Annotated in this window: 26 protein-coding genes; 14 read left to right on the top strand and 12 right to left on the bottom strand. The window is 68.3% G+C overall.

All coding sequences use genetic code 11. From position 1 onward, the window contains the following. Nucleotides 1-3 precede the first annotated feature (3 nt). From ureE to ureG, 3 genes are all read left to right on the top strand, one after another. On the top strand, nucleotides 4-624 hold the full coding sequence (gene ureE / locus ACQY8B_RS02495) for an urease accessory protein UreE (protein ID WP_422085253.1): 621 nt from the start codon (nucleotides 4-6) through the stop codon (nucleotides 622-624). 126 nt (nucleotides 625-750) lie between these two features. Further along, nucleotides 751-1,425 (top strand): urease accessory protein UreF, encoded by a 675-nt coding sequence (locus tag ACQY8B_RS02490; RefSeq protein WP_422085252.1) that lies wholly within the window; start codon nucleotides 751-753, stop codon nucleotides 1,423-1,425. A 15-nt stretch (nucleotides 1,426-1,440) separates the two neighbouring features. Then, nucleotides 1,441-2,091, top strand: coding sequence for an urease accessory protein UreG (gene ureG / locus ACQY8B_RS02485; protein WP_106937010.1), 651 nt, complete (start codon nucleotides 1,441-1,443; stop codon nucleotides 2,089-2,091). A 21-nt stretch (nucleotides 2,092-2,112) separates the two neighbouring features. On the opposite strand, the gene ACQY8B_RS02480 is transcribed toward ureG, so the two are convergent. Continuing rightward, entirely contained in the window at nucleotides 2,113-2,292 is a 180-nt protein-coding gene (locus tag ACQY8B_RS02480; protein ID WP_422085251.1) for a DUF3606 domain-containing protein, read from the bottom strand. Nucleotides 2,293-2,521: 229 nt separating this feature from the next. Between ACQY8B_RS02480 and ACQY8B_RS02475 the strand changes: the two genes are divergently transcribed. Both ACQY8B_RS02475 and ACQY8B_RS02470 read left to right on the top strand, forming a co-directional pair. Next, entirely contained in the window at nucleotides 2,522-4,003 is a 1,482-nt protein-coding gene (locus tag ACQY8B_RS02475; protein WP_422085250.1) for an ATPase domain-containing protein, read from the top strand. After that, entirely contained in the window at nucleotides 4,000-5,580 is a 1,581-nt protein-coding gene (locus ACQY8B_RS02470) for a hybrid sensor histidine kinase/response regulator (protein WP_422085249.1), read from the top strand. The genes ACQY8B_RS02475 and ACQY8B_RS02470 overlap by 4 nt, the downstream gene beginning before the upstream one ends. Before the next feature lie 19 nt (nucleotides 5,581-5,599). Here ACQY8B_RS02470 and ACQY8B_RS02465 read toward each other — a convergent pair whose 3' ends face one another. The 8 genes from ACQY8B_RS02465 to ACQY8B_RS02430 form a co-directional block, all read right to left on the bottom strand. Beyond that, entirely contained in the window at nucleotides 5,600-6,127 is a 528-nt protein-coding gene (locus tag ACQY8B_RS02465) for a hypothetical protein (RefSeq protein ID WP_422085248.1), read from the bottom strand. Between the two features lie 100 nt (nucleotides 6,128-6,227). Further along, on the bottom strand, nucleotides 6,228-7,739 hold the full coding sequence (locus ACQY8B_RS02460) for a tripartite tricarboxylate transporter permease (RefSeq protein WP_422085247.1): 1,512 nt from the start codon (nucleotides 7,737-7,739) through the stop codon (nucleotides 6,228-6,230). Between the two features lie 37 nt (nucleotides 7,740-7,776). Continuing rightward, nucleotides 7,777-8,265: a tripartite tricarboxylate transporter TctB family protein gene (locus ACQY8B_RS02455; protein ID WP_422085246.1), complete on the bottom strand. Its 489-nt coding sequence runs from the start codon at nucleotides 8,263-8,265 to the stop codon at nucleotides 7,777-7,779. A 135-nt stretch (nucleotides 8,266-8,400) separates the two neighbouring features. Beyond that, a complete protein-coding gene (locus ACQY8B_RS02450) occupies nucleotides 8,401-9,771 on the bottom strand; it encodes a sensor histidine kinase (protein WP_422085245.1) in 1,371 nt (456 codons plus the stop codon). Further along, on the bottom strand, nucleotides 9,768-10,451 hold the full coding sequence (locus tag ACQY8B_RS02445) for a response regulator transcription factor (protein WP_422085244.1): 684 nt from the start codon (nucleotides 10,449-10,451) through the stop codon (nucleotides 9,768-9,770). The genes ACQY8B_RS02450 and ACQY8B_RS02445 overlap by 4 nt, the downstream gene beginning before the upstream one ends. 214 nt (nucleotides 10,452-10,665) lie before the next feature. Continuing rightward, on the bottom strand, nucleotides 10,666-11,277 hold the full coding sequence (locus ACQY8B_RS02440) for an ATP-binding protein (RefSeq protein ID WP_422085243.1): 612 nt from the start codon (nucleotides 11,275-11,277) through the stop codon (nucleotides 10,666-10,668). Beyond that, nucleotides 11,277-11,489: a hypothetical protein gene (locus tag ACQY8B_RS02435; RefSeq protein ID WP_422085242.1), complete on the bottom strand. Its 213-nt coding sequence runs from the start codon at nucleotides 11,487-11,489 to the stop codon at nucleotides 11,277-11,279. Before ACQY8B_RS02435 ends, ACQY8B_RS02440 begins: the two co-directional genes overlap by 1 nt. Nucleotides 11,490-11,574: 85 nt before the next feature. After that, on the bottom strand, nucleotides 11,575-12,732 hold the full coding sequence (locus ACQY8B_RS02430) for a porin (RefSeq protein ID WP_422085241.1): 1,158 nt from the start codon (nucleotides 12,730-12,732) through the stop codon (nucleotides 11,575-11,577). A 202-nt stretch (nucleotides 12,733-12,934) separates the two neighbouring features. On the opposite strand from ACQY8B_RS02430, the gene ACQY8B_RS02425 reads away from it, so the two are divergent. After that, a complete protein-coding gene (locus ACQY8B_RS02425) occupies nucleotides 12,935-13,543 on the top strand; it encodes a nuclease-related domain-containing protein (RefSeq protein WP_422085240.1) in 609 nt (202 codons plus the stop codon). A 75-nt stretch (nucleotides 13,544-13,618) separates the two neighbouring features. Then, complete coding sequence (gene bamA, locus ACQY8B_RS02420) at nucleotides 13,619-16,021, top strand: outer membrane protein assembly factor BamA (RefSeq protein WP_422085239.1); 2,403 nt, start codon at nucleotides 13,619-13,621, stop codon at nucleotides 16,019-16,021. A gap of 9 nt (nucleotides 16,022-16,030) precedes the next feature. Here the strand turns inward: bamA and ACQY8B_RS02415 are convergent, their stop codons facing one another. Both ACQY8B_RS02415 and ACQY8B_RS02410 read right to left on the bottom strand, forming a co-directional pair. Beyond that, entirely contained in the window at nucleotides 16,031-16,888 is an 858-nt protein-coding gene (locus ACQY8B_RS02415; RefSeq protein ID WP_422085238.1) for an intradiol ring-cleavage dioxygenase, read from the bottom strand. Next, nucleotides 16,885-17,046 (bottom strand): hypothetical protein, encoded by a 162-nt coding sequence (locus ACQY8B_RS02410; RefSeq protein WP_422085237.1) that lies wholly within the window; start codon nucleotides 17,044-17,046, stop codon nucleotides 16,885-16,887. Before ACQY8B_RS02410 ends, ACQY8B_RS02415 begins: the two co-directional genes overlap by 4 nt. 191 nt (nucleotides 17,047-17,237) lie before the next feature. Here ACQY8B_RS02410 and ACQY8B_RS02405 point away from each other — a divergent pair, with 191 nt between their 5' ends. Together ACQY8B_RS02405 and ACQY8B_RS02400 are read left to right on the top strand one after the other, a co-directional pair. After that, a complete protein-coding gene (locus ACQY8B_RS02405) occupies nucleotides 17,238-18,806 on the top strand; it encodes an ATP-binding protein (protein ID WP_422089134.1) in 1,569 nt (522 codons plus the stop codon). Next, nucleotides 18,803-19,501 carry a response regulator gene (locus ACQY8B_RS02400; protein ID WP_422085236.1) on the top strand — a complete coding sequence of 233 codons (699 nt, stop codon included), beginning with the start codon at nucleotides 18,803-18,805 and terminating at the stop codon, nucleotides 19,499-19,501. Before ACQY8B_RS02405 ends, ACQY8B_RS02400 begins: the two co-directional genes overlap by 4 nt. Nucleotides 19,502-19,534: 33 nt before the next feature. On the opposite strand, the gene ACQY8B_RS02395 is transcribed toward ACQY8B_RS02400, so the two are convergent. Next, nucleotides 19,535-20,752 carry an acyl-CoA dehydrogenase family protein gene (locus tag ACQY8B_RS02395; protein ID WP_422085235.1) on the bottom strand — a complete coding sequence of 406 codons (1,218 nt, stop codon included), beginning with the start codon at nucleotides 20,750-20,752 and terminating at the stop codon, nucleotides 19,535-19,537. A 131-nt stretch (nucleotides 20,753-20,883) separates the two neighbouring features. On the opposite strand from ACQY8B_RS02395, the gene ACQY8B_RS02390 reads away from it, so the two are divergent. The 5 genes from ACQY8B_RS02390 to ACQY8B_RS02370 all read left to right on the top strand — a co-directional run bounded on the left by ACQY8B_RS02390 (nucleotide 20,884) and on the right by ACQY8B_RS02370 (nucleotide 26,397). Then, a complete protein-coding gene (locus ACQY8B_RS02390) occupies nucleotides 20,884-22,200 on the top strand; it encodes an NUDIX domain-containing protein (RefSeq protein ID WP_422085234.1) in 1,317 nt (438 codons plus the stop codon). Between the two features lie 34 nt (nucleotides 22,201-22,234). Next, nucleotides 22,235-24,457: a YccS family putative transporter gene (gene yccS, locus ACQY8B_RS02385; RefSeq protein WP_422085233.1), complete on the top strand. Its 2,223-nt coding sequence runs from the start codon at nucleotides 22,235-22,237 to the stop codon at nucleotides 24,455-24,457. 79 nt (nucleotides 24,458-24,536) lie between these two features. Next, nucleotides 24,537-24,941, top strand: a complete 405-nt coding sequence (locus ACQY8B_RS02380; protein ID WP_422085232.1) for a hypothetical protein — start codon at nucleotides 24,537-24,539, stop codon at nucleotides 24,939-24,941. A 189-nt stretch (nucleotides 24,942-25,130) separates the two neighbouring features. Then, nucleotides 25,131-25,826 carry a Bax inhibitor-1/YccA family protein gene (locus ACQY8B_RS02375; protein WP_422085231.1) on the top strand — a complete coding sequence of 232 codons (696 nt, stop codon included), beginning with the start codon at nucleotides 25,131-25,133 and terminating at the stop codon, nucleotides 25,824-25,826. 28 nt (nucleotides 25,827-25,854) lie between these two features. Next, nucleotides 25,855-26,397: an Rrf2 family transcriptional regulator gene (locus ACQY8B_RS02370; protein WP_422085230.1), complete on the top strand. Its 543-nt coding sequence runs from the start codon at nucleotides 25,855-25,857 to the stop codon at nucleotides 26,395-26,397. Nucleotides 26,398-26,597 lie beyond the last annotated feature (200 nt).

The raw sequence follows: 26,597 nt of genomic DNA, 5'->3' as shown, positions 1-26,597 counted from the left end.
ATCATGCTCACCGCCAACAAACTCATGCCCCAGGGCCGCGGTCTCGCGCCCGTTTTGCTCAAGCGCGCCGCCACCATCGAGCTCGACTGGGACGTCCGCCAGAAGAGCCGCTTCGACGCCACCGATTCACAGGGCCGCCAGATCGGCGTGTTCCTGCCGCGCGGCACGGCGGTGCGGGGCGGCGACGTGCTGGTGGCCGAAGACGGCTCCCTGGTTCGCGTGATCGCGGCGCCGCAGCCGGTGCTGCGCATCACGCATTGCACTGCCCACGGCACGCCTTTCGACCTGACGCGCGCGGCCTATCACCTGGGCAACCGGCATGTGCCGATCGAACTCAAGCCCGACCACCTGAAGATCGAGCCCGACCATGTGCTGGCCGACATGCTGCGGTCGATGCACCTGATCGTCGTGGCGGTCGAGGAAGCGTTCGAGCCCGAGGGCGGTGCCTATGGGGCGCACGAGCATTCGCATGGGGGCGGCCATAGCCATGACCACCATAAGCATTCGCATGGCGACAGCAGCAGCAAAGGCCCGAAGCCGCTGGTGCTCGCGCCCGAACTGCTCGACGACCACCCGCACGATCATGACCACGGCCATCACGGCCATCACGGCCACTCGCACTGACATGCGGCCTTGCTTTTCGATTCGTCGCGCTGGATGTTCAGGGCGCGCTCCCGCGGAGGGGAGTACCCGGCGGCCTGTGCACACGCCCCGAACAGCAGCGTCCCGGACGCGCGCGAGTCAATGGTCATGACCGCCAGCCCAAACGGCCTGCTACAGCTCATCTGGCTGGCCTCTCCCGCACTCCCCGTGGGCGGCTTCTCCTACTCCGAAGGCGTGGAAGCGGCCGTCGAATGGGCCGGCATCGACTCCGAGCCGCGCGCCGCCGAATGGCTCGCCGACCAGTTGCACCTGAGCTTCGCGCGCGGCGACCTCGCCGTCTTCGCACAGGCTGTGGAAGCCTGGCGGGCCAATGACACACAACGCGTGCGCCGGCTCAACCAATGGGTGCTGGCCACCCGAGAATCCGCCGAATTCTTCCTGCAGACCGAGCAGATGGGCCGCTCCTTCGTCGAATGGCTCAAGCTGCACCACACCGACACGGCGGAAGTCTTTGCCGACCTGCCCGCCAGCTACCCCATCGCCTTCGCCTTCGCGGCCAGCCGCACCGACGCCGCGGTGCTCGACTGCTGCCTGGCCTTCGCCTTCGGCTGGGCCGAGAACATGGTCGCCGCCGCCGTCAAGGCCGTGCCGCTGGGCCAGAGCGCGGGCCAGCGCATCCTCGGACGGCTGGCAAACGAAATCCCCGATGCAGTGACCCGCGCCATGGCCCTCGCCGACGACGAACGCCAGGCCTTCGCGCCCCTGCTGGCGGTGTTGTCGGCCCGCCATGAAACACAATATTCCCGCCTCTTCCGAAGCTGAACCGGACACCTCCCCATGACCTCCGCCCTGCACCACATTCCCCACCGCACCAAGAAACTGCCGCCGCTGCGCGTGGGCATCGGCGGCCCGGTCGGCTCCGGCAAGACCACGCTGCTCGAAATGCTCTGCAAGGCGATGCGCGACAAGTACGACCTCGTCGCCATCACCAACGACATCTACACCAAGGAAGACCAGCGCCTGCTCACCGTGGCCGGCGCGCTGCCGGCCGAGCGCATCATGGGCGTGGAAACGGGCGGCTGCCCGCACACCGCCATCCGCGAAGACGCCTCGATCAACCTCGAGGCCATCGATCGCATGCTGGAAGACTTCCCGAATGCCGACGTGGTGTTCGTCGAGTCCGGCGGCGACAACCTCGCGGCCACCTTCAGCCCCGAACTGTCGGACCTCACGATCTACGTGATCGACGTGGCCGCAGGCGAGAAGATCCCGCGCAAGGGCGGCCCCGGCATCACCAAGAGCGACCTGTTCGTCATCAACAAGACCGACCTCGCACCCTACGTGGGGGCCAACCTCGACGTGATGGAACAGGACACGCAACGCATGCGCCGCCAGCGCCCTTATGTGATGACCAACCTCAAGACGCTCACTGGCGTGGCCGAGGTGGTGGCGTTCATCGAAGAGCGCGGCATGCTCGCCGCTGGCTGATAGAGCCAGAGCCCTGAAGGCTCAGGGCAGGCCGAGGTAGACCCGCAGGTCGTCCTTGACGGTGCCCGCCGAAGCCACGGCGGTGCGCAGGCGCTCCTCGCTCACGCCGAACCACTGGGTCCAGTAGTCGACCTCCTTGAGGTCAGTGACGTCGATCCGTTCATCGTCCTGGGGAATGCGGATCTCTGTGTCTTCGAGCATCGTCTTCTCCTGAAGAGCCAAATTGGGAATGAAGGGCGGCGGGGGCCGGAAAGGCAGTTTCTCCATCCGCCCCACCCGGCCAGCCGGACGATTCCGCTGCCCCGTGCAGGACATTTCCCATAGTCGCGCCGCGTGGCGCGCCATGCGGCGCCGTCCTGCACGCGGCCCCACGGCTTCGATGTTTGAATTTGGCATTGACCTCATTCACTCATGGAATGGAGAAGCCACCATGGAGCCTGACCATCAGCGACTGCTGAGCCTGGGCGTACCGGGACTGAACGACGTGCTCGGCGGCGGCCTCGAGCCCAACCGGCTCTACCTGCTCGAAGGCACGCCGGGCGCCGGCAAGACGACCATCGCGATGCAGTTCCTGCTCGAAGGCGCGGCGCGCGGCGAGTCGGTGCTGTACGTGACCCTGTCCGAGACGGAACACGAACTGCGCGGCGTGGCCGTCTCCCACGGCTGGGACATCTCGAACGTCCACGTGCGCGAGATGCTGCCCACGCAGGACAGCCTGCAGCCCGAAGAGCAGTACACCATGTTCCACCCTTCCGAGGTGGAGCTGAGCGAAACCACGCTGCGCATCCTGAGCGACGTGGAGGCCATCAAGCCTTCGCGCATCGTGTTCGATTCCCTCTCAGAGCTGCGGCTGCTATCGGGCACATCGCTGCGCTACCGCCGGCAGATCCTGGCGCTCAAGCAGTTCTTCGCGGGGCGCCAGTGCACGGTGCTGCTGCTGGACGACATGACCGCCACCGAGCACGACCTGCAGGTGCAGAGCATTGCGCACGCAGTGGTGAGGCTGGAGCAATCGAACTCCGACTACGGCTCCGCGCGCCGCCGCCTGCTGGTCGTGAAATACCGGGGCCAGTCGTTTCGCGGCGGCTACCACGACTACAAGATCCACCGCGGCGGCCTGCAGGTGTTTCCGCGCCTGGTGGCGGCCGAGCATGTCAACGACACCACGCTGACCAGGCTGCCCAGCGGCATCGAGGCGCTCGACACGCTGCTGGGCGGCGGGCTCGAGCAGGGCACCAGCACCCTGTTCGTCGGCGCGCCGGGCACGGGCAAGTCTTCGGTGGCGGTGCAATTCGCCATTGCGGCGGCCGAGCGCGGCGAGGCTGCCGCACTTTTCGTATTCGACGAGAGCGTCAAGACCCTGCGCACGCGCAGCGCCGGCCTGGGCATGAAGCTGGAGCCCCATCTTCAATCGGGCCGCATCCGCATCAAGCAGGTCGACCCGGCCGAACTCTCCCCCGGCGAGCTGGTGCACGAGATCCGCCAGGCCGTGACCCGGCACGGCGCGAAGGTGGTCGTCATCGACAGCCTGAATGGCTACCTCAACGCGATGCCCGACGAGCGCTTTCTCATCGTGCAGTTGCACGAGTTGCTCACCTACCTCGGGCAGTCCGGCGTGGCCACGCTGCTGGTCGGCGCGCAGCACGGGCTCATCGGCATGCAGATGCAGACACCCGTGGACGCCAGCTACCTTGCCGACGCCGTGGTGCTGCTGCGCTACTACGAGGCCGAAGGCGAAGTGCGCCAGGCCATCTCGGTGCTCAAGAAGCGCGGCGGCTCGCACGAGCGCTCCATCCGTGCGTTCTCGATGGACCGGCGAGGCCTGAACGTGGGAGAGCCGCTGCGCCATTTCCGAGGCATCCTGACTGGCGTGCCCGTGCCGATCGACGGCATTGCCACGCCCCCGCGGTGACGGACGGCCACACGATCCAGCTGCCGCAGCTGCGAGATCCGCAGCTGCGCGTGCTGATGAGAACCGCCACCGCCAAGGACGCCGTGATGGCCGCCGCCGTGCTCCTGCAGGCGGGCATCGAGACACAGGTGTGCGCCGACCTCCCCGAACTGCTGCGCGAGATGGAGCGCGGCGCCGGCGCGCTGCTGATATCCGAGGAAATGCTCGCGGGCAGCGGCGCCACCGAACTCGCCGCGGCCGTGGCGGTGCAGCCACCGTGGTCCGACCTGCCGGTGCTGATACTCGCGCGGCAAGGCGCCGACTCGCGCGCCATCACCACCGCCATGGAAGGCATGGCCAACGTCACCGTGCTGGAGCGCCCGATCCGCGTGGCATCGCTGGTGAGCGCACTGCGCAGCGCGCTGCGCGCCCGGCGGCGGCAGTACGAGCTGCGCCGCATCCTGGAAGACCTCAACGAGGCCGACCGGCGCAAGACCGAATTCCTGGCCACCCTGGCGCACGAGCTGCGCAACCCGATGGCACCGCTGAGCACCGCGCTGGCCATCCTCAAGCGCAAGCCGCTCACGTCGGAAGCCGCCCGGCCCTACTACGACCTCATGGGCCGCCAGCTCGACCACATGGTGCGGCTGGTGAGCGACCTGATGGAAGTCTCGCGCATCACGCGCGGCAAGATCGAGCTGCAGCTGGACGAGCTCGTGCTCGAACAGGTGATACGCGGCGCGGTGGAACTCAGCCGCCCGCTGATGGACGCCGGCCGCCATACGCTCGAATTGCACATCGCCGATGCCTCGCTGGCCGTGAAAGGCGACAGCGTGCGCCTCACGCAAGTGTTCGCGAACCTGCTGAACAACGCCGCCAAGTACACGCCCGCGGGTGGGCGCATCGATGTGTTCGTCGAAAACGACGGCCAAGGCCATGCGGTGGTCCGCGTGAAGGACACCGGTGCAGGCATTCCGGCCGCCATGCTGGGCGCGATCTTCGACATGTTCGTGCAGGTGAGCGGCACCGCGCGCGCCGCGCAGGGCGGGCTGGGTATCGGCCTCACGCTGGTGAAGAGCATGGTGGAACTGCACGGCGGCACGGTCACCGCGAGCAGCGAAGGCGCGAACCAGGGCAGCGAGTTCACGGTGTCGCTGCCGCTGCTGGACCACGAAGTGCGGGCCGGCGCGAAGGCCGGAGCCTCGGAAGCCACGATGGCGGTGCAGCACCGCATCCTGGTGGTGGACGACAACCGCGACGCGGCCGAGTCGCTCGCTGCGCTGCTGGGCCTGCTCGGTGCGCAAGCCACCGTCGCGTTCAACGGCCTGGATGCGCTGGCGAAGGCCGAGCACTTCCATCCGTCAGTCGGCATCCTCGACATCGGCATGCCCGGCATGGACGGCTGCGAGCTGGCGCGCCGCCTGCGGGCGCATCCGCGGCTGCATGGCATCGGGCTGATCGCGCTCACGGGCTGGGGCCAGCCCGACGACCGGCTGCGCATTGCGCAGGCCGGCTTCGACCATCACCTGCTGAAGCCGGTCGATGTGGAAGAACTGGCGGTGGCGCTGCAAAAGCTCGACCAGCGCGGCGCGGCCTGACGCGGGCTGTGGCGGCCGTTCAGAGTTCGCTGCCGTCGCGCAGCTGCCGCGCCTTGTAGACGAGCCGCACGCTGGCTCGGCGCGGGTCGCTGACCTGCTGCACGTAGACGTCGGTGTCGTTGCTCACCCATGCGGCATACGCGCTGCCCGGATCGCGGGAGGCCAGCTCGTTGCCGAACACGCCGCGGCCCCATTGCACCAGCGCGGCAAAGGCGGCCGCGCCGCTGTCGGAGGCACCCTGCGCCGCCGCCACGTACTCGACGCGGCGCAGCTCGGAGGCAGCAAAGAAGAAAGTGGGTTCGAACAGCAGGCCGGCCATCTGCACGGGTTCGCCGCGCCAGCTGCCGACCAGGCCACCGCCCAGGCGCTGGGGCCGCTGCACGCGCTCGGCGGCGGGCAACGCGGCCTGGAGTTCGTCGGCCGTCATGCCGAGCCGCACGCCCGGCGGCAGGGCCTGCGCATGCAGGGCGCCGGCGGCGACGAAAAGGGCGCTCGCGGCGAGCGCCCGGAGAAAGGTCAGGGAGACTGTGGATCGCACGTTTGGCATCGGGGGGAAGGCAGCGGCACCGTGGGACCGCGAGTATGACGCGGAGTTCCGCACGGGCCGTTGCCTCCTCCGCCCGGGCCTGCCGGGCGGCCCCGGTGCCTCAGTCCTCCACGAAGGCTTCTTCGCGCTTGGCCTTCACCGAAGGCAGCAGCACCACGATCAGCAGCAGCGCGGCGGCGGCCAGCAGGCCCGCCGACAGCGGCCGCATCACGAACACGCTCCAGTCGCCGCGCGACAGCAGCAGCGCGCGGCGCAGGTTCTCTTCCATCATCGGCCCCAGGATGAAGCCCAGCAGCAGCGGCGCGGGCTCGCACTTGAGCTTGAGGAACAGGTAGCCCACGATGCCGAAGATCGCCACCATCCACACGTCGAAGGTGTTGTTGTTCTCCGAGTACACGCCCACCGCGCAGAACAGCACGATCGACGGGAAGAGCCACTTGTAGGGGATGGTGAGCAGCTTGATCCAGATGCCGATCATCGGCAGATTCAGCACGATCAGCATCAGGTTGCCGATCCACATCGAGGCGATCAGGCCCCAGAACAGTTCCGGGTTGCTGGTCATCACCTGCGGGCCGGGCTGGATGTTGTGGATGGTCATGGCGCCCACCATCAGCGCCATCACCGCGTTGGGCGGAATGCCCAGCGTCAGCAGCGGGATGAAGGAGGTTTGCGCACCGGCGTTGTTGGCCGATTCGGGGCCGGCCACGCCGCGGATGTTGCCCTTGCCGAAGGCGACCTCGCCCTGCTTGAGCTTGATCTTCTTCTCGATGGTGTAGGCCGCGAAGGCCGACAGCAGCGCACCGCCGCCCGGCAGGATGCCCAGTGCCGAGCCCAGCGCGGTGCCGCGCAGCACGGCGGGCGTCATGTCCTTGAAGTCCTGCTTGGTGGGCCACAGGCCCTTCACCTTGGCGGTGAACACTTCGCGCTCATGCTCGGGCACGGCCAGGTTGGCAATGATTTCGCCGTAGCCGAACACACCCATGGCGATGGCGATGAAGCCGATGCCGTCGGTGAGCTCGGGAATGTCGAAGCTGTAGCGCGCCACGCCGGAGTTCACGTCGGTGCCGACCAGGCCCAGCGCCAGGCCCAGCAGGATCATCGTGATGGCCTTGAGCAGCGAGCCCGAGGCCAGCACCACGGCGCCGATCAGGCCCAGGATCATCAGCGAGAAGTATTCGGCGGGGCCGAACTTGAAAGCCAGCTCGGTGAGCGGCGGCGCGAAGGCGGCCAGGATCAAAGTGCCCACGCAGCCCGCGAAGAACGAGCCCAGGCCAGCGGCAGCGAGTGCCGGACCGGCCCTGCCTTTGCGTGCCATCTGGTAGCCGTCGATCACGGTCACCACCGACGATGACTCGCCCGGCAGGTTCACAAGAATCGCGGTAGTGGAGCCGCCGTACTGCGCGCCGTAGTAGATGCCGGCCAGCATGATCAGCGCCGACACAGGGGGCAGCGCGTAGGTGGCGGGCAGCAGCATCGCGATGGTCGCGACCGGGCCGATGCCGGGGAGCACGCCGATCAGGGTGCCCAGCAGGCAGCCCACGAAGGCGTAGACGAGGTTCTGCGCCGTGAAGGCGACGCCGAAGCCGATCGAGAGATTGGTAATCAGGTCCATGTGTCTTGTCTTTGGTCTTGTTGTTCTTCTTCGCGGATCAGCCGGAAATGAAGGTCGGCCACACCTGGAACTGCAGCTTGAGCGCCACCACGAAGGCCAGGTAGCTGCCCAGCGCGAGGATGGTCGCGAGGATGGTCACGCCCTTCCAGCCGAAGTTGTCGCCCGCCAGGCTGGCGATGAAGGTCAGCGCGTAGATCGCCACTATGAGCCCCATCGAAGGCAAGCCGATGCTCGGCAGGCCGCCCAGCAGCACGCCGAACATCAGGTTCGCGCCGATGATGAAGACCAGCGGCTTCCATGCGATGCGGCCGACGGGCTCGCCGTCTTCCGTTTCCACGCTGAGCGCCTTGAGCGTGATCAGCACGCCCATGAAGGCAATGAGGATGCCCACGATCAGCGGAAAGTAGCCCGGACCCATGCGGGCGCCGCTGCCGACGTTGTAGGTCGTGGCTCCCCATGCGAAGGCCACGCCGAAGGCGCTGAAAAGTACGCCTGAGCAGAAGTCTCTCTGACTCTTGATTCTCACCGTTGATGTCTCCTGGAACTGCATTGATCGGCACAAGACGTGCGCAGCCGATCCTAGGAATTCAGGAGCCTGGTGTGTATGAACAGAACATTGCCGTTCGGCAATGTGTGGAACCTGGCTGAGCCTGTGTGTGCGTCAGTCGCCGGCCATCGGCAGGTCGATGCACACGCGCAGGCCAGGCGCGGCGTCGCCCAATTGCAGGCGCCCGCCATGCAGCGCGACCACGGCCTGCACGCTCGCCAGCCCCAGCCCGTGCCCCGGCGTGCTGCGGTCCAGGCGATGAAAGCGCACGCCGATGCGCTCGAACTCGGCGGGCGGAACGCCCGGCCCGTTGTCCTGCACGAAGAGCTGCGCCCTGCCGTCCACCGTGTGCGTGCCGATGCGCACCGTGGCGCCGCCGCCCGCGTACTTCAGCGCGTTGTCCAGCAGGTTGGCCGCCGCGCCCGCGAGCAGGTCGCGGTCGCCCACCGCGAAGGCCCTGTCGGCCGGCTCGCGCAGCAGCGTGATGCCGCGCATCTCGGCCACCGCCTCGTACAGCTCGGCCACGTCGTCGGCTATGACGTGCAGCGCCACCTGCGCGAACTGCTGCCGCCGCGCGCCCGCCTCGACCTCGGCGATCTGCAGCAGCTTCTCGAACACCACGGCCAGTTCCTCGAGTTCGCGGATGGCGACGGCCACGGCCTCGCGCTGCGGGTCGTCGGCGCCCAGCCCCTGCTCCGCCGCGCGCAGCCGCACCAGCACGCGCGTGAGCGGCGTGCGCAGGTTGTGCGCGATGGTGTTGGACACATGCCGCACGCCGTCCATCAGCGACTGGATGCGGTCGAGCATCGCGTTGATGTCGTGCTCCAGCAGCGCGAACTCGTCTTTCTCGCCCGAAGGCTCGACCCGCTCCTGCAGCTCGCCGGCCGCAATGCGCGCCGCGGTGCGCCGCACCGCGCCCACGCTGCGCTCCAGCTCCTGGCGGAAGACGAAGGTGCCGCCGATCAGCAGCAGCACCGCCACGATGCCCGCCGCCGCGCTGGCGCTCGCGACCAGCGACTCGATCGACTCCTGGTCGCGCAGGTCGTGCCCCACCACCAGCAGGCCGCCGTCGGGCAGATGCTTCATCACGATGTAGCCGATGGCGCTCTGGCCCGAACGCACCACACGCCGGTGCACGCCGTCGCCGGCATCCGGCGCCATCGAGGGAATCTGGTCGAGGTTGCCCGCGAGCTTGCGGCCCTCGCGATCGGTGAGCAGGTAGATCTCGTTGTCGGAGTTGCGTCCGTCGGCCAGTGCGTAGCCGATCTCGCCCGCCACGCCGTCGGCGCCGCGCGCGTCGTAGCGCACCATCAGCTGCTGCATGCTGGCCGACACCTGCCGCACCATGCGCTGCTGCAGCACGCCCACCGTCTGCATGTAGACGATGGCCAGCGCCGCGAGCATGGTGATCGCGACCAGCAGCCCGTAGTAGAAGGCCAGCCGGAAGCCCACCGAGCGCCACAGCTGGCGCAGCGTGCGGATCATTGCGGCGGTGCCAGCGTGTAGCCCACGCCGCGCACGGTGTGGATCAGCGTCGGCGCGCCGCCCGCATCGAGCTTGCCGCGCAGGCGGCTCACCTGCACGTCGATCACGTTGGTCTGCGGGTCGAACTGGTAGTCCCACACGGCCTCGAGCAGCATGGTGCGCGTGACCACCTGGCCCGGATGCATCATCAGGTAGGCCAGCAGCCTGAACTCGCGCGGCTGCAGCGCGATGGGCCGGCCCGCGCGCTCCACGTGGCGCCGCGCGAGGTCGAGCGTCAGGTCGGCAACCTGCAGCATGCGGATCTCGGGCCCGGTGCGCGAACGCCGCACCAGCGCCTCGGCCCGCGCCGCGAGTTCCGAGAAGGCGAAGGGCTTGGCAAGGTAGTCGTCGCCGCCGGCCTTGAGGCCGCGCACGCGCTCGTCGAGCGCGCTCAGTGCGCTGAGCACCAGCACCGGCGTCTTCTTGCCGAGTGCGCGCATCGTCGAAAGAATCGACAACCCGTCGACCTCGTTGGGCAGCATGCGGTCGAGGATCACCAGGTCCCACGACTCACCGGTCGCGCGCGCGAGCGCATCGGTGCCGTCGCGGCTTATCACGGCCACGTGGCCGAGGGAGCGGAAGCCCTCGGCAATGTAGCGGGCGTTGTCGGCGTCGTCCTCGACGATGAGGCAGCGCCACATGGCGGTGGCGCCTAGCACCTCGGCGCCGCGCCATCATGCGAGACAGCGGAGTGGGCCAGCGAAAGAAAGAGAGCGGGGAGTGACTGCGTTCTGGTGCTCATGGCGATGGAGTCGGCCGGCCCACCGTCCATCCGGGCGCCGCCGGGACGATCCTAGCCGCGATTCAACCAGGGAACGCGCCGCCGCTTCATTACCATTTGTCCATGTTGGGCCGCTATGCCTGCGGCTGCAGAAGCGGCAGGCGCAGTGTGAGCCCCAGCACGCCGCTTGCGTGCGGTGCCGAATAGATGCGCCCGCCGTGGTGGCTGGCAATGCGTTCGCAGGCATCGGCGCTGGCCCTGACGATCGCCGCATGCGTGCTGTCGAAGAACCGCGCAAGAGGCGGCCTCGCATCGGCGGCATCGAGGTCGCGCCAGTGGATCACGGCATGCTTGCCGTCCGCATGCGCCGACACCTGCAGCGTCGCGTCGGCACGCATCACGCTGGCCGCATAGGCCGTGACCTTGGCGAACAGCTCGCCAAGCTCCGACCCGATCGCGAGCACGGGCACGGCTTCCTGGGGCATCTGGATGTCCACGCGGATGGTCTCGCGGGCCGTGTCGCCCGAGGCCGCGTCGAGCAGCGGCCGCAGGTCTTGCACGCGGCTGGCGCCCAGCCGCTGCCGCATGTCCTGCATGGACTGCGCCGCGAGCTCGCGCGCCCTGGCACCCTGCCGCAGGTTGGCTAAGAACAGCGAGCCCATCATGCAGAGCACGCCGCCGAGGCCCAGGAGAATCACGCCGGCGATGATGGTGCCGAGATGGCCGGTCTGCAGTCCGCCGGTCATCAGCGGGCTCCCTCGGGCGGTGCCTCGGCACCGCGTGCGCATTCATTGCCGGGGCCGCTGCGCGGCGCTTCGCAGGCCTGCCAGCCCGGCGGCTGCATGCGCGGACCGAACGGCGGTGGCGGCGAGTGATAGGGCATGGGCGGCGGCGGCACGATGCAGCCCGCGAGGCTTGCGCCTGCCAGGGCGCCCACGAGGAGTCGGAGTCGGTTCATTGAAAACTCGTTGCTGTGGATGAACGAACGGGCAACGAAGAAAGAGGGCATGCGCCCTCTTTCCCCGCACAGTGCGCGCCGCGCGTCAGAACGCGTGGCGGATGCCGAAGTCGTAGCCGGTCGACGAGCGCGGCAGGCCCGAGAAGCCAACGCCGGTGCTGCCGTAGCCCGTGGTGCTGGCCGACACCAGGCCGCCCGTGTAGTTCACGTCGTTGCGGTTGTTCACGCGCGCCACCGTCGCATACAGCGCAGTGCGCTTGGACAGGTTGTGCACGTAGCCGATCGCCAGCTTGCGTGCCAGCGGGTCTTCGCCCGTGATGCCGGCCGCGCCTTCGTCGTAGCGAACCTGCGAGTACGACGCGCGGATCAGGCCAGCGCCCACCGGAACGGTCGCGCCGATCAGGTAGCCGTTGTAGCTGTCGTGCGTGTTGCCCAGCGCGGTGTCGAACTTGTTCTTCACGCTCGACAGTTCGCCGAACAGCTTGACCGGGCCGAAGTCGTACGAAGCACCCAGGTTGATGGTCTGCACCTTGCGCTCCAGCGTGGTGGTGTCCACCGCGATGCTCTGGCCCACGCCTAGCGCCACGTCCAGCGGACCGTTGGCATAGCCGAAACGCCCGCCCACGTAGCGCCCGGCGCTGCTGCTGGTCGCGGCCGTGGTGCTGGTGGCGCTGGTGCTGGTGTTCTCGGCGAAGCTGTACTGCACCTGGCCGTAGAAGCCGCCCAGGTTCGGCGGCAGGAAGTAGCCCACCGAGTTGCTGGCGCGCACGTAGTTGGCGTTGTTGATGGTGGTGTTGCCGCTGACGGTGCTGATCACGTTGGTGCCCGAACCGTTGGTGCCGAACGGATCGAACACGGTGTCGTTCCAGAAGGTGGGCGTGTAGTCGCGGCCCAGGCGCAGTTCGCCGAAGCCGCCCGACAGGCTCACGGTGGAGCGGCGGCTGAAGGTCGAGATGCCTGTGGCGCCGTCGTCGTTGGTGATGGGCGCTTCGAGCCAGAAGCTCGCGGCCAGGCCGCCGCCGAGGTCTTCGGTGCCGCGAAAGCCGATGCGGCTGGAGTTGTAGCCGGAGTTACCCAGGCTCCACTTGCTTTGCTTGTTCGACAGGCCCGTGACGGTGTCGCGCGCGGTGTTCGACTGGTAGGTCACGCCGGCGTCGACGACACCGAACAGCGTGACGGACGATTGGGCAGAGGCCAGGCCACAGACGGCCAGGGCAGCGAATGCCGTGAGGGTTTTCTTCATTCAGGTTCTCCGGTTTCAACCGCTCTACATCGAGCGGCAGGCACGCATGGTCTCGTTCAAATTCGGAGGAATCTTGTGAATGCCTCGTCTTTGCGCGAACTGTTGTTTGCGTGCACACCGAATGCGGCGACCGCCGGAAACACCTCGTACGAAAAGTCTCCCAAAAGCCACGCAATGCTCCGGGGCCGAAGGAGCCCCATCCATGACCATTGCCTTGCAAAGCACCATCGCATCGTCGCTGGGCGTGCAACAGCTCGCCAACGCATTCAGCCCCGCCTTCTCGCACCTGCGCATTCTTCGCAACCTCGTCATTCCCATGCCGCAAGGGCACGCCGTGCGCACCGCACGCATCGATGCCGTGGTGGTATGCGAGACAGGCATCTACCTGTTCGAGATCAAGGCCTGGCGCAATGCCTTCGTCTACCGCAAGAAGTCGGACCAGTCGCCGCCGCGCTGGTTCCTGCAGGTGAACGGCTGCAAGAACGCGCGCGAAGTGAAAGACCCCGCATGGCAGGGCGGGCGCAAGACAACGCAGCTGCGCAGCCTGCTGCCCGACGACCTGCGGCTGCAGTACTTCGTGCTGCTGCCTTGCGAAGGTATCGAGCTGGAAGGCGTGATGCCCGCCGCGGTCATCACGCAGCAGGACCTGCCCTACATCGCACGCCTGGTGCGCAACAACGGGCGTACCGCTCGCACCTACCGCCTGCTGGACGCGCAGGGCATCGACCGCACGGTGGAGCGCCTGCTGGAGATACAGGGATCGCTTTCAGTCGAGGACCACGAGCAGAACTGCCGCGAGAGACTGCAGTAACGCCGGGAAACGGCACAACCCCGGCGGACGCGGGGAGTCCCAAATTTCTACGACATTGACGCAGACCATGCGGCGATGCACTTACCGAAGTCACTCGCAACGGCCGCCGTGCTGCTTGCCTCGCTGGCGGCCCTCCCTGCATGGGCCACCGATCCGTTCACCGTCAAGGACATCCGCATCGAGGGCCTGCAGCGCGTCGAGCCCGGCACCGTGTTCGCCACCATGGGCCTGCGAACCGGCGACACCTACAGCGACGAGCGCGGCGCCAACGCCATCCGCGAACTCTTCAAGCTGGGCCTGTTCAAGGACGTGCGCATCGACGTGAACGGCAATGTGCTGGTGGTGGTGGTCGAGGAGCGCCCGACCGTCGCCGACGTCGACTTCGTCGGTGCCAAGGAGTTCGACAAGGCCGCGCTGCAGAAGGCGCTGCGCGAGATCGGCCTGGCCGAGGGGCAGGCCTTCGACAAGGCACTGGCCGACCGCGCCGAGCAGGAGCTCAAGCGGCAGTACATCAGCCGCAGCCTCTACAACGCACAGGTGATCACCACCGTCACGCCGCTGGAGAACAACCGCGTGAACCTGACCTTCACCGTGACCGAGGGCGAGCCCGCCCGCATCAAGGAAGTGCACGTGGTGGGCAACAAGGCCTTCAGCGAAAGCACGCTGCTCGACCTGTTCGACCAGGACACCGGCGGCTGGCTCGAGTGGTACACGAAGTCGAACCAGTACTCGCGCACCAAGTTCAACGGCGACATGGAGACGCTGCGCTCCTACTACCTCACGCGCGGCTACCTGGAGTTCCGCATCGACTCGACGCAGGTGGCCATATCGCCGGACCGGCAGACCATCGCGCTGACCATCAACATCACCGAGGGCGAGAAGTTCGCGGTGGCCGGCGTGAAGCTCTCGGGCGACTACATGGGCCGCGACGACGAGTTCAGGACCCTGGTCACCATCCGCCCCGGCCAGCCCTACAACGGCGAGGACGTGGCCGCGACCACCAAGGCCTTCACCGACTACTTCGGCACCTTCGGCTATGCCTTCGCGCGCGTAAAGGCGGAGCCGGAGATCGACCGGGCGAACAACCGCGTCACCATCGTGCTGAAGGCGCAGGCCTCGCGGCGCGCCTACGTGCGGCGCATCAACATAGGCGGCAATGCCAAGACGCGCGACGAGGTGATCCGCCGCGAGTTCCGCCAATACGAAGGCGCCTGGTACGACGGCAACAGGATCCGCGCCTCGCGCGACCGCATCGACCGCCTGGGCTTCTTCACCGACGTGAACATCGACACCGTCGATGTGCCCGGCTCGCCCGACCAGGTCGACCTTGTCGTGAACGTGAAGGAGAAGCCGACCGGCTCTCTGCAGCTGGGTGCTGGCTACTCGTCGACAGACAAGGTGTCGCTGAGCTTCGGCATCACGCAGGAGAACGTGTTCGGCAGCGGCAACTACCTGGGGCTGAACGTGAACACCAGTTCGTACAACCGCACCATCTCGCTCACGGCCACCGATCCGTACTTCACCAAGGACGGCATCTCGCGCACGCTGAACGTGTTCCACACCACCACGCGGCCCTACTACGAGGCCGACGGCAACTACAAGCTCGCCAGCGACGGCGGCTCGGTGCGCTTCGGCTTCCCGGTGGGCGAGCAGGACACGGTGTACCTGGGCATCGGCGTGGAGCGCTATTCGTTCACGCCCGGCACCAACGGCACCTATGCGCTGGTCGACGGCTCCTACGTCTACACCGCCACGCCGCAGGCCTACCTCGACTACTTCAAATGCACCGGCACCGCGCCGAGCGTGACCTGCGCGAAGTCGAACGTGGTGGGCATTCCGGCCACGCTGGGCTGGTCGCGCGACGACCGCGACAGCGCGCTGGTGCCCACGCGCGGCAAGCTGCAAAGCGCCAATCTCGAAGTGGGCGTGGGCAGCGAGCTGCGCTACCTGAAGACCAACTACCAGTACCAGCAGTACTTCCCGCTTTCGAAGCAGTACACGCTGGCCATCAACGGGCAGCTCGGCTATGCGCGGGCGCTCGGCGACAGCACCTACCCGATCTTCAAGAACTTCTATGCCGGCGGCCTGGGCTCGATCCGAGGCTTCGAGCAGAACTCGCTCGGTCCGACCGATGCCGTCACGGGCGGCGCGCTGGGCGGCACCCGCAAGGCGATCTTCAACATGGAGTTCAGCACGCCCTTCCCCGGCGCGGGCAACGACCGCACGCTGCGGCTCTACACCTTCCTGGACGCGGGCAACGTGTTCGCCGACCGCACCGCCAGCATGACGGATGCGCAGTGGAAGGCGCAGAACCGCCTGCGCGCGTCGACCGGCATCGGCATCAGCTGGATCTCGCCGCTGGGGCCGCTGCGGCTGGCGTATGCGGTGCCGCTGCTCTATCAGAAGGCGGACACGGCCAACAACATCACGGCCGACCGCACGCAGCGCTTCCAGTTCCAGATCGGAACGTCTTTCTGAAACCGTGGATCAGCCCGTGGTGCGCGGCGGCACCAGCGCCTTGATGCGCGCCGCGCCTTCCAGTGCACGGGGGTGCATCGGCCTCCCGCCGACGCCCATCGCCGGCATTTCGGGCATCCCTTGCATGCCTCGCACCGCGACCGGCGGCATGCCGCCCGAAAGAGGCGGCCGGTCGATCGCCGGGTCGGCGGCCGGATCGACAACCAGCGCGAGCGTGGCCACGTAGCGCTGGCGCTCCTCGCGCACGGCGCCGAGCACCGTGTCTCCGGCCTTCAACGCAATGCCGTCGATGCTGTTGAGCGTGTCGCGCACGCGGGATCGCTGGTAGAGCGAGACCTGCGTGTAGAGAAACTCGCTGAGCGCATCGGGCAGGAAGAACTGCGAGGTGAGCACGGCGCGGGTTCCGTCGAGCACCTTCATGTGGATGTGAGTGGTGCGCCCCACGTACCAGCCCGGGTAGACGGTGGTGAAGGCGGCCGTGCCGTCGCGGCCGGTGAACTGGCTGCCGCGCAGGAAGGTCTTGCCTTCGAAGGTGCCCGAGCGGTCGTCGCCCTGCTCCGCGAAGCCCGAATAGCGGCCTTGCGCATCGCAATGCCAAAGATCCACGCGCAGCCCGGGCAACGGCTTGCCCGCCGCATCGCACACGGTGAAGCGCACGTCCAGCGGCACGCCCTCGAGCCCTTCGGTGATGTCGCGGCGGACCTGCGCCACGTCCAGGTAGTAGGGGCCTTCGGTGGTCTGTGCGGTCAGCGGGAGCCTTGGCGCTGCGGCCTCGGCCGGGCGTGCAGAGGCGGCGGCCAACGCGGCGGCGCCCAGGGTGGCGAGCAGGCCGCGGCGGCCGATGGAAGATGTGTCCTGGTGTGTCATTGTTCTTTCTCGTCCTTGGCGAGGCCGGAGGGCTGCGCGCCAGACGGCCGCGTCGCGCGGCCCTCGGCCCAGAGGACCAGCAGCCACCATGCCTGGGCGACAAGGCCCAGGAACACGGTGATCGCACCCAGCAGCGCAAGACTCAGTTCCGGATTCATGCCCTTATGCTGCGGCCGCATGTGGGAGGAAAGATGGAGAGGCCCGGCCGGGATTTCTCCCAATTTCCTCCACATTCCGCCGACATCATCGGCGTGCTGCCCCCTCTTTAGCCCACCGCCATCCGCTCCGTCATCCGGAGCCCCCGACTGTCATGCATGCCGCAGAATGCGGCCATGCCCATGCCTTGCCCATGCCGCAACTGACCCTCTCCCGCAAGATCTTCCTGGCGCTGGCCGCCCTGCTGATCGTGCTGCTCATCAGCTTCGCGGGGCTGTCGATCATTGCGCTGCAGCGGGGCCTGGGCTCCTACGTAGCCGAGATCGAGATCCGGCGCATGGACTGGCTTGCACAGCTGGTGCTCAAGAACTACGTGGCCAACGGCGACTGGAAGAGCCTGCGCGACAACGACGATGCCTGGCAGCGCCTGGAAATGGGCCGCTTCGCCAGCCTGCTCGACAACACCGCCGCCAGCGGCGACGAGCGGCGGCTGCCGCCCTGGTACGAATACCGCACCATGCGCCCCGAACCGGCGCCCGACAGCGTCCCGGGCGGCGTCCCGCCGCCGCCGCCGCCGCTCGAGCTGATGCCGCGCCGCATGCTCGGCGCACCGCCGCCCTGGGTGTTTCCCGATCCGCGCGGCATGCACGACTCCATCTTCCAGCGCCTGGCGGTGCTCGACGCGGGCGGCAAGCGCGTGGTGGGCGCCGACATCGACATGGCGAACGCCGCGCGCATGCCGATCCGGCACAACAAGTCGGTCGTCGGCTACCTCGCGCTCGCCCCGCTGGAGGGCCTGGAAAGCGAAGCCGACCGCGCCTTCATTGCGCGCCAGTCGGGCGTGATCGTGCTCACCGGCCTGTGCGGCCTGGGCTTCGCGCTGGTGCTGTCGTGGCTGCTCGCGCGCCGCTGGTTCAGGCCGATCGACGAACTCACCCAGGCCGCGCAGGACGTGGCGCGCGGGCGGCTGTCCACCCGCGTCGCGGTGCAGGGCTCCGACGAACTCGCGCTGCTGGGCAAGACCTTCAACGACATGGCGCAGCGCCTGGACACCGTCGAGGCCTCGCGCCGCGCCTGGCTGGCCGACGCGGCGCATGAACTGCGCACGCCGCTGGCCGCCATGCGCGCCGAGATCGAGGCGCTGCAGGACGGCGTTCGCACCTTCGACGAGCGCACGGCGCTGCGGCTGCACCGCCAGGTAATCCGCCTGGGCCAGCTGGTCGACGACCTGCGCAGCAGCATGCGCGAGCCGCAGGGCGACCTGCAGATGACCACGGTGTTCCCGCTGTCGCTGCTGAAAGAGGCGCTGGACCACACGCGCGACCGCTTCGCCAAGCGCGGCATCGAGGTCGACCGGCATGCGGTCGACCGCGTCACGGCACCGGCGCAGCCCGTGATCGAAGGCAACGCGCACCGGCTGCACCAGGTGTTCATGAACCTGCTGGAGAACACGCTGGCCTACACCGACGAGGGCGGGAAGCTGCGGCTTGACGTGATCGTCGAAGGCCCCCGGACCGGCAACTGCCTCACGCTGCTGTTCGACGACAGCACGCCCGGCGTGCCCGACGAGGAACTGCCGCGCCTGTTCGACCGGCTGTTCCGCGGCGAGACCTCGCGCAGCCGCGAGCTCGGCGGTTCCGGGCTCGGCCTGTCGATCTGCCGCGCGACCATCGAGGCGCACGGCGGCACCATCGAAGCGTCGGCCTCGCCGCTCGGCGGGCTGCGCGTGACCATCACCCTGCCACTGGCCAACTCCTCATGACACGCATCGTCATCGTCGAAGACGAAACCGACATCGCCTCCGTGGTGCAGGACTACCTGCGCCATGCCGGCTACGAGACCACGCATTTCACCGACGGGCAGAGCGCGCTCGAGAGCATCGTGGCCGCGCCGCCCGACCTCACGCTGCTCGACATCATGCTGCCGCGGCTGGACGGCATCGAGGTGCTGCGCCGCGCGCGCGAGCACACCGCGCACCCGATCATCATGCTCACCGCGCGCATCGAGGAGGTCGACCGGCTGCTGGGCCTGGAGCTTGGCGCCGACGACTACGTGTGCAAGCCCTTCTCGCCGCGCGAGCTGGTGGCACGGGTGCGCGCCGTGCTGCGGCGCACCGCGCCCGGCAACGTACCCGCACAGGGCTCCTCGCAGAACGATGCGCCGGGCCTGGTGCTGGACGACGTGCACTGGCGCGCGTCGCTCGAAGGCATGCCGCTGAACCTCACGCGGCGCGAATTCGGGCTGCTGCAGGTGCTGTCGCGGCACCCGGGGCGCATCTTCTCGCGCGCGCGGCTGCTGGAGCTGGCCTACGACGACACCGTGGACGTGACCGAGCGCGCCATCGACAGCCACGTGAAGAACCTGCGCCGCAAGCTCGGCGCGGTGACGCCGGAGCATGACTGGATACGGTCGGTCTACGGCGTGGGCTTTGCGTGGGAAGCGCCGGTGCCGGGCTGAGCGCCGGGCATCTTCCCGCTGCGCGCCGTTGCCTTACTGGTACGCCGCCAGCTCCTGCTTGGCGATGGCGTTGCGGTGCACCTCGTCGGGGCCGTCGGCCACGCGCAGGTGGCGCTCGTAGGCGTAGAAGTGGGTGAGCAGCGTGTCCTGGCTCAGGCCCATCGCGCCGAAGGCCTGCATGGCCCAGTCGATCACCTTCGCGCAGTTGTTGGGCGTGAGCACCTTGATCATCGCGATCTCCTTCGCGGCGACCTTGTTGCCAACGGTGTCCATGCGGTAGGCGGCGTTGAGCACCATCCAGCGCGACTGCTCGATGAGCATGCGCGACTCGGCAATGCGCTCGCGCCACACGCCCTGCTCCGACAGCGGCTTGTGGAACGCGGTGCGCGACACCAGCCGCTGGCACATCATCTCCAGCGCCGACTCGGCCATGCCGATGGCGCGCATGCAGTGGTGGATGCGGCCGGGGCCGAGGCGGCCCTGCGCAATCTCGAAGCCGCGGCCTTCGCCGAGCAGGATATTCCCGGCCGGCACGCGCACGTTGTCGAACACGATCTCGGGGTGGCCGAAGGGCGGGTCGTACATGCCGAGCAGCTGCATGTCGCGCACGATGGTCACGCCGGGCGTGTTCTTCGGCACGAGGATCATCGACTGCTGCTTGTGGCGGTCGGCGTTGTCGGGGTCGGTCTTGCCCATCAGCACGAAGATTTCGCAGCGCTCGTGCATGGCGCCGGTGATGTACCACTTGCGGCCGTTGATGACGTACTCGTCGCCTTCGCGGCGGATGCTGCAGCGGATGTTGGTGGCGTCGCTCGATGCCACCTCGGGCTCGGTCATCGCGAACGACGAGCGGATCTCCCCGGCCAGCAGCGGCGTGAGCCAGCGCTCCTGCTGGGCCTTGGTGCCGTAGCGCGCCAGCACTTCCATGTTGCCGGTGTCGGGGGCGGAGCAGTTGAAGATCTCGGCACACCAGTAACGATGGCCCATGATCTCGCACAGTGGTGCGTATTCGACGTTGGTCAGGCCCGGGCCGTGCTCGGCTTCGGGCAGGAACAGGTTCCACAGCCCGCGCTCGCGCGCCTTGGCCTTGAGGCCGGCCATCATCGGCAGCTCGGCGTAGGGGCGGCCGGCACGGGCGTTGGCGGCCAGCTCTTCCTCGCGGCGCTTTTCGTTCGGGTAGACATGCTCGTCCATGAACTTGAGCAACTCGTCGCGCAGCGCGATCACCTTGGGCGTGAATTCGAAATGCATGGTGCGTCCTTCAACAAAGTGCGTTCGAAGTTAAGCGGCGCACCGGTTTTCGCACGGTCCTTCACGCGACAGCCGCGGGGCCCTGTTGTCACCTGTGTGCCAGCGGCCGGCCGGCGCGAGAATGGCCGACCATGAACACCCAGAACAACGAGACCCCGCAAAAACCGGCCGCCGCGCGCCCCGTGCGCAACGCAGCCACGCTCATCGTGCTGCGCGACGGCGCGCGCGGGCTTGAGGTGCTGATGCTGCGCCGGGCCGAGAAGGCCAACGACCAGAACAGCGGCGCCAGCGTGTTCCCGGGCGGCGTGATCGACGCACACGACCGCAGCCTGCATGGCCACTGCGGCGGCATGGACGACAGGGCCGCGAGCGAGCGCCTCGCGGTGGCCGAAGGCGGGCTCGACTACTACGCGGCGGCGATCCGCGAATGCTTCGAGGAAGCCGGCCTGCTGTTCGCGACCGACAAGGCAAGCCAGGGCCGGCTGGTGGCGCTGGACGGCATGCCGCCGGAAGAGCTCGCCGCCATGCGCCACGCGGCGGAGCAAGGCACCGACGCGCTGCTGGCAATGTGCGAGTCGCACGGCTGGCAGCTCGCGACTGACCGGCTCACCTATTTCGCGCACTGGCTTACGCCGCCGGGCATGCCGCGCCGCTTCGACACGCGCTTCTTCCTGGCACCGATGCCCGACGCGCAGACAGTGCGGCCCGACGGCCGCGAGACGGTCGAGCACATGTGGCTGCAGCCTGCCGATGCCGTTTCCCCGGCGCGCGGACTCAAGCTGATGAACGTGACGCGGCGCATCCTCGAGCAGCTCGCGCAGTTCTCGAGCGTGCAGGAACTCATGGACCATGCGCGCGGGCTGAAGCACATTCCGCGCGTCATGCCCCGGCTCGCGGACGGGCCCAAAGGCCGGAGGCCGGTGAACATGGAAGAGCCGGCGTATGACGAGGTCGGGCGCGTCGACCCGGACGGCGAAGGCGGCGGGCGCTATGCGCTGGAGACCGGGCTGGTGATGCGGCTGTCGCCACGGGTCTGGCGGGTCACGGGGCCGGCCGATGCGACTGGCGCGCTGCCGCACAGCTATTTCGCTGGCATCGAAGGCAGCGACTGCGTGCTGATCGACCCCTCGCCCGCGAGCCCCGGGCACATCGCGGCGCTGTGCAACGCTGCGCCGGGCCGCGTGCGGTGGATCTGGTCGACACAGGCGTTGCCGCTGGAAGATGCGGTGCGCGAAGCATGGCCCGAAGCGTCCGCCGTGCAGCCCGAGCCCGGCGACCGGCTCGACCTCGGCGGTGCCACGCTGCAGGTGCTGAACGGCGCCGAAGGCCTGCAATTCCTGCTGCCCGAAGACAGCACGCTGTTCACCGGCACCGCCTCCAGCGCCGCCGGCACGGCCGACTGGATCGCCCCACGCCACGGATTCCTGCGCCGCCACGCCGTGCCGTAAAAATCCCGTGGCATGCATCGTGCAAGATCGCGCCATGCTTCCCCTGTCTCCCGACGCGCTGCGCCAGCGGCTGCGGTCTTTTGCTTCCCGCGCGCAGCCGCTGCGCATCCTGCTCACGCTCGGCAGCCTGATGGCCGCCTGCGGCTACACCGGCCACCCCGACGCGGTGATCCCGTTGTTCCTTGGCGCCATCGCCAGCGCGCTCGCCGAAACCGACGACAGCTGGCGCGGCCGGCTTCGCGCGCAGATCGTCACGCTGGCCTGCTTCGCGGCAATGGCGTTCGCGGTAGAGGCGCTGTTCGGCCTGCCGTGGCTGTTCATCACCGGGCTCGCGCTCGCGGCCTTCAGCCTCACGATGCTGGGCGCGGTGGAGGCACGCTACAAGGCCATCGCCTATGCCACGCTGATCCTGGGGATGTACGCCACGCTCGGCATCGAGAACATGAGCTCGCACGGAACCATGGTCCATCGCGGCCGCGAGCCGCTGCTGCTGCTGGCGGGCGCGGCCTGGTACGGCGTGTTCTCGGTGCTTTGGTGCGCGGCCTTTCCGGCGCAGCCGGTGCAGGGGCGGCTGGTGACGCTGTTCACGGTGCTGGGCAACTATGTGCGCTTCAAGGCCTCGCTGTTCGAGCCGCTGCGCGGCATCGACATCGAGCGCAAGCGGCTCGCGCTCGCGCAGCTCAATGCCGAGGTGGTGAGCGAGCTCAACGCGGCCAAGGAAAGCATCTTCCGCCGCATCGGCGCGCGGGCGCCGACCGGGCGCATCTCGCGCTACCGCGGCCTCTACCTGATCGCGCAGGACGTGCACGAGCGCGCCAGCTCCTCGCACGACGACTACAACGCGCTGGCCGACGCCTTCTTCCACAGCGACCTGCTCTACCGCTGCCAGCGCGTGCTGGGCCTGCAGGGGCTGGCATGCCTTCGGCTGTCGGAATCGATCGCGCGGCGCGAGCCCTTCGACACGGGCACCGAGACCGTGCTGGCGCTGGCCGACCTGCGCAGCGCCATCGAGCATGAGCGCGCGCGGGCCGCAACGCCCGAGCGGCTGGCGCTGCTCGCGTCGGTCGAGGCGCTGGCGCGCAACCTCGCGCAGCTCGACGGGCAACTGGCGGGCGCGAGCCAGCCTTCGGCGCGCGCCGGCCGTACCGAAATGGGCCTGTTCGACCGCTCGCCGCGTTCCTGGCGCGACGCGGTGGAACGCGTGCGGCGGCAACTCACGGTGCGTTCGCCGCTGTTCCGCCATGCGCTGCGGCTGTCGATCGCGCTGGTGGCGGGCTACGGCGTGATGCACGCCATCCACCCGGCACAGGGCTACTGGATCTTGCTGACCACGCTGTTCGTCTGCCAGCAGTCATACGGCGACACCATCGCACGCATGGGCCAGCGCATCGCGGGCACGGCGCTGGGCGTGGTGGCGGGCTGGGCGCTGCTGCAGCTGTTTCCGCAGCCGCTGGTGCAGTCGGTGATCGCGGTGGCTGCGGGCGTGGTGTTCTTCGCCACCCGAACCACGCGCTACCTGCTGGCCACCGCGTCGATGACGCTGCTGGTGCTGATGTGCTTCAACCAGGTGGGCGACAGCGGCGTGCTGCTGGTGCCGCGGCTGGTCGACACCGCCATCGGCAGCGCGATCGCCGGGCTGGCGGTGCTGCTGGTGCTGCCGCACTGGCAGGCACGCCGCATCAACGAACTGGCGGCCACGGCCATGCGCGGCCATGCGGGCTACCTGCGGCAGATCGTCGAGCAGTACCGCACCGGCGCGCGCGACCACCTCGACTACCGCCTGGCCCGCCGCAACGACCACAACGCCGACGCCGCGCTGTCCACCGCGGTGTCCGACATGTTCCGCGAGCCGGGCTACGTGCGGCCGCGCGCGGGCGTGGCGCTGCGCTTCCTGATCCGCTCGCATACGCTGTTGAGTTATCTCTCGGCACTGGGCGCGCACCGCGCGGCGCTGCCCGACTCGGCGCAGATGGCGGTGCTGCGCAGCGCGGCCGAAGGCGCCATCGCGGCACTCGAGGCGCTGGCGGCGGGTCTGGACAGCGGCTCGGTGGACGGCCCGCGCGACACCGCGGCCGAGCAAACTGCGCGCGCCGCGCTGGCCCTGGCGGCATCGGCCGCCGGCGGCGAGGCCGACCCGCAGGCGCGAACTTTCCACACCGAACTGGCTCTGATATGGCTGCAGATCGATGCCTTGCGCGCTCACGCAAGCGAATGGCTGCAGCCCTCGGGCAGCGAAACGCCTACCGCGCCTGCCTGAGCGAGCATCCGTGCGATCAGGTCGGTTGAAAGTGGCCGCGCCGGACAACCCCGGGCGCGGCAGGTAAAATTACCCCTTCATGTACCGCTGGTTTGCCGCTACTGTCCTTGCCATCATGTTGTCCTGCTACGGCTTTGCCGTGCTTGCCCACAACATGATCGGTGCCGGCCATTCGCACGGCCAGCAGGCGCAGTCCTCGCAAACCACCCTCACCTCCAAGACGCTCGTCGCCGCCGTATCGCTGGCCGACGAGGCCCTTTCGGACGGCAAGACCCTGGTCGCGGATGCCGATCCGGCATCTGACGATGCCAATTCTGTCGATGAAGCCGGCTCCGAACACGCCGAGCTGGTCGACGCCCGCAACGACATTCCCCTGCCGCTCCTTCTTTCGGAGCAGCCACCCAAGCTCGGGCTGACCACCACGGTTTCGCCGTTCCTCGCCCGGCCCAAGCGGCCACCCCGCGCCGCGCTCTTCGTCGCCTGAGGCCGCAAGGCCCTGCGCGACCGGGAGCCGCCACGGCTCCCGCCTCCCCTGATCCGGGCCTGCCGGCCATTCGGCGGCACCCGGCATCGCCCAGACAGCAATCCAGTTTTTTCCGGCCGTTCGCCGCTGCGCACGCCAGCTCGCACCGCACGGCGCCGGTCGTCCAACAAGCATCAAGGAATCATCACAATGAACAACAGCACTCCCGTCTACGCCAGCCTCGACCTGCCGCTGGCCTCGCCCCAGGAACGCAACCGCGTCCTGCGCAACACCTACTGGCTGCTCGCGCTGTCGATGCTGCCCACCGTTCTCGGCGCCTGGATCGGCGTTTCCACCGGCTTCTCGCGCGCCATGTCGCCGGGCATCGGCCTGATGGTGTTCCTCGGCGGCGCCTTCGGCTTCATGTACGCCATCGAGAAAACCAAGGAATCCGCCGCCGGCGTGCCGGTGCTGCTGGCCTTCACCTTCTTCATGGGCCTGATGCTGTCGCGCCTGGTCGGCACCGTGCTCGGCCTGCAGAACGGCGCCAGCCTGGTCATGACGGCCTTTGCCGGCACCGGCGCGATCTTCCTGGGCATGGCGACGCTGTCGTCGGTCATCAAGCGCGACCTGTCGGGCATGGGCAAGTGGCTCTTCATCGGCGCCATCCTGCTGCTGGTGGCGGGCATCGCCAACTTTTTCCTGAAGTCGAGCGCGCTGATGATGACGCTGTCGGTGCTGGCCATCGGCATCTTCTCGGCCTTCATCCTGCACGACCTCAAGCGCGTGAAGGACGGCCTGGAGACCAACTACATCTCCGCCACGCTGGGTGTCTACCTCAGCATCTACAACGTGTTCCAGTCGCTGCTGGCCCTGCTGGGCATCGCCGGCGGCCGGGACGAGTAACAACCCCCAGGAAGGAAAGGAACTCCCCATGCGCCTCACCACCAAAGGCCGCTTCGCGGTCACGGCGATGATCGACATCGCCCTGCACGGACGTTCGGGTCCGGTCACGCTGGCGTCGATCAGCATGCGCCAGCGCGTCTCGCTGTCCTACCTGGAGTTGCTGTTCGGCAAGCTGCGCCGCAACGACCTGGTCGAATCGACCCGGGGCCCGGGCGGCGGGTATTCTCTGAGCCGCAAGGCTGCGGATATTTCCGTGGCCGACATCGTCCTCTCGATCGAGGAACACGATGCCGAATCCAACCGCCAGCGCGGCGCCGACGCGCCTGGCGAACCCGGCCGTTGCGAAATCGACGAACTCTGGGCCACCGTGAACCTGCGGGCGGTCGAGTTCCTCAAGTCGATCTCGCTGCAAAGCCTGGTCGACGAACAGAAGGCCAAGGGCGTTCAAGCCGCCGCGCGGACCGACAGCCGGCGCACGCCGGCCGGCCAGCCGGCCACGCGCAAGCCTTTCGTCGTCGACGCGCCGAACTCGGTGTTCGCACTGGGACGGCGTCAGCAAAGCGCCAGCTAGCTCCAAGCCAGCCACCGCCATAGCGGCCCATGCGGCAGGGCCCGCCGCCACGGATCGACGTGGCGGCGGGCTCGTGCCTGCATGGGCTTTTTGTCGTTGGTTTGACCTTTGGAAGCAAAGGAATCCTTCATGTTGCGACGCAACACGAGCGGCACAATGCACCAACATTGTGCAAATTACATCCGCGCGACCCGGGCGAC

It is taken from the genome of Variovorax sp. (assembly GCF_965279555.1).
Classification (GTDB): Bacteria; Pseudomonadota; Gammaproteobacteria; order Burkholderiales; family Burkholderiaceae_C; genus Variovorax.
The sequence above is the reverse complement of the archived record's forward strand: the minus strand, read 5'-3'. Positions and strand labels throughout refer to the sequence as shown.

Coding starts and splice junctions, on each gene's coding strand:
- ACQY8B_RS02440 (WP_422085243.1), bottom strand. CDS start 11,277: ATGACCGGCGGACTGCAGACCGGCCATCTCGGCACCATCATCGCCGGC.
- ACQY8B_RS02460 (WP_422085247.1), bottom strand. CDS start 7,739: ATGGACCTGATTACCAATCTCTCGATCGGCTTCGGCGTCGCCTTCACG.
- ACQY8B_RS02405 (WP_422089134.1), top strand. CDS start 17,238: ATGCCGCAACTGACCCTCTCCCGCAAGATCTTCCTGGCGCTGGCCGCC.
- ACQY8B_RS02480 (WP_422085251.1), bottom strand. CDS start 2,292: ATGCTCGAAGACACAGAGATCCGCATTCCCCAGGACGATGAACGGATC.
- ACQY8B_RS02395 (WP_422085235.1), bottom strand. CDS start 20,752: ATGCATTTCGAATTCACGCCCAAGGTGATCGCGCTGCGCGACGAGTTG.
- ureE (WP_422085253.1), top strand. CDS start 4: ATGCTCACCGCCAACAAACTCATGCCCCAGGGCCGCGGTCTCGCGCCC.
- ACQY8B_RS02430 (WP_422085241.1), bottom strand. CDS start 12,732: ATGAAGAAAACCCTCACGGCATTCGCTGCCCTGGCCGTCTGTGGCCTG.
- ACQY8B_RS02445 (WP_422085244.1), bottom strand. CDS start 10,451: ATGTGGCGCTGCCTCATCGTCGAGGACGACGCCGACAACGCCCGCTAC.
- ACQY8B_RS02490 (WP_422085252.1), top strand. CDS start 751: ATGACCGCCAGCCCAAACGGCCTGCTACAGCTCATCTGGCTGGCCTCT.
- ACQY8B_RS02390 (WP_422085234.1), top strand. CDS start 20,884: ATGAACACCCAGAACAACGAGACCCCGCAAAAACCGGCCGCCGCGCGC.
- ACQY8B_RS02375 (WP_422085231.1), top strand. CDS start 25,131: ATGAACAACAGCACTCCCGTCTACGCCAGCCTCGACCTGCCGCTGGCC.
- yccS (WP_422085233.1), top strand. CDS start 22,235: ATGCTTCCCCTGTCTCCCGACGCGCTGCGCCAGCGGCTGCGGTCTTTT.
- ACQY8B_RS02415 (WP_422085238.1), bottom strand. CDS start 16,888: ATGACACACCAGGACACATCTTCCATCGGCCGCCGCGGCCTGCTCGCC.
- ACQY8B_RS02380 (WP_422085232.1), top strand. CDS start 24,537: ATGTACCGCTGGTTTGCCGCTACTGTCCTTGCCATCATGTTGTCCTGC.
- bamA (WP_422085239.1), top strand. CDS start 13,619: ATGCACTTACCGAAGTCACTCGCAACGGCCGCCGTGCTGCTTGCCTCG.
- ACQY8B_RS02465 (WP_422085248.1), bottom strand. CDS start 6,127: ATGCCAAACGTGCGATCCACAGTCTCCCTGACCTTTCTCCGGGCGCTC.
- ACQY8B_RS02425 (WP_422085240.1), top strand. CDS start 12,935: ATGACCATTGCCTTGCAAAGCACCATCGCATCGTCGCTGGGCGTGCAA.
- ACQY8B_RS02475 (WP_422085250.1), top strand. CDS start 2,522: ATGGAGCCTGACCATCAGCGACTGCTGAGCCTGGGCGTACCGGGACTG.
- ACQY8B_RS02400 (WP_422085236.1), top strand. CDS start 18,803: ATGACACGCATCGTCATCGTCGAAGACGAAACCGACATCGCCTCCGTG.
- ACQY8B_RS02435 (WP_422085242.1), bottom strand. CDS start 11,489: ATGAACCGACTCCGACTCCTCGTGGGCGCCCTGGCAGGCGCAAGCCTC.
- ACQY8B_RS02450 (WP_422085245.1), bottom strand. CDS start 9,771: ATGATCCGCACGCTGCGCCAGCTGTGGCGCTCGGTGGGCTTCCGGCTG.
- ACQY8B_RS02370 (WP_422085230.1), top strand. CDS start 25,855: ATGCGCCTCACCACCAAAGGCCGCTTCGCGGTCACGGCGATGATCGAC.
- ureG (WP_106937010.1), top strand. CDS start 1,441: ATGACCTCCGCCCTGCACCACATTCCCCACCGCACCAAGAAACTGCCG.
- ACQY8B_RS02410 (WP_422085237.1), bottom strand. CDS start 17,046: ATGAATCCGGAACTGAGTCTTGCGCTGCTGGGTGCGATCACCGTGTTC.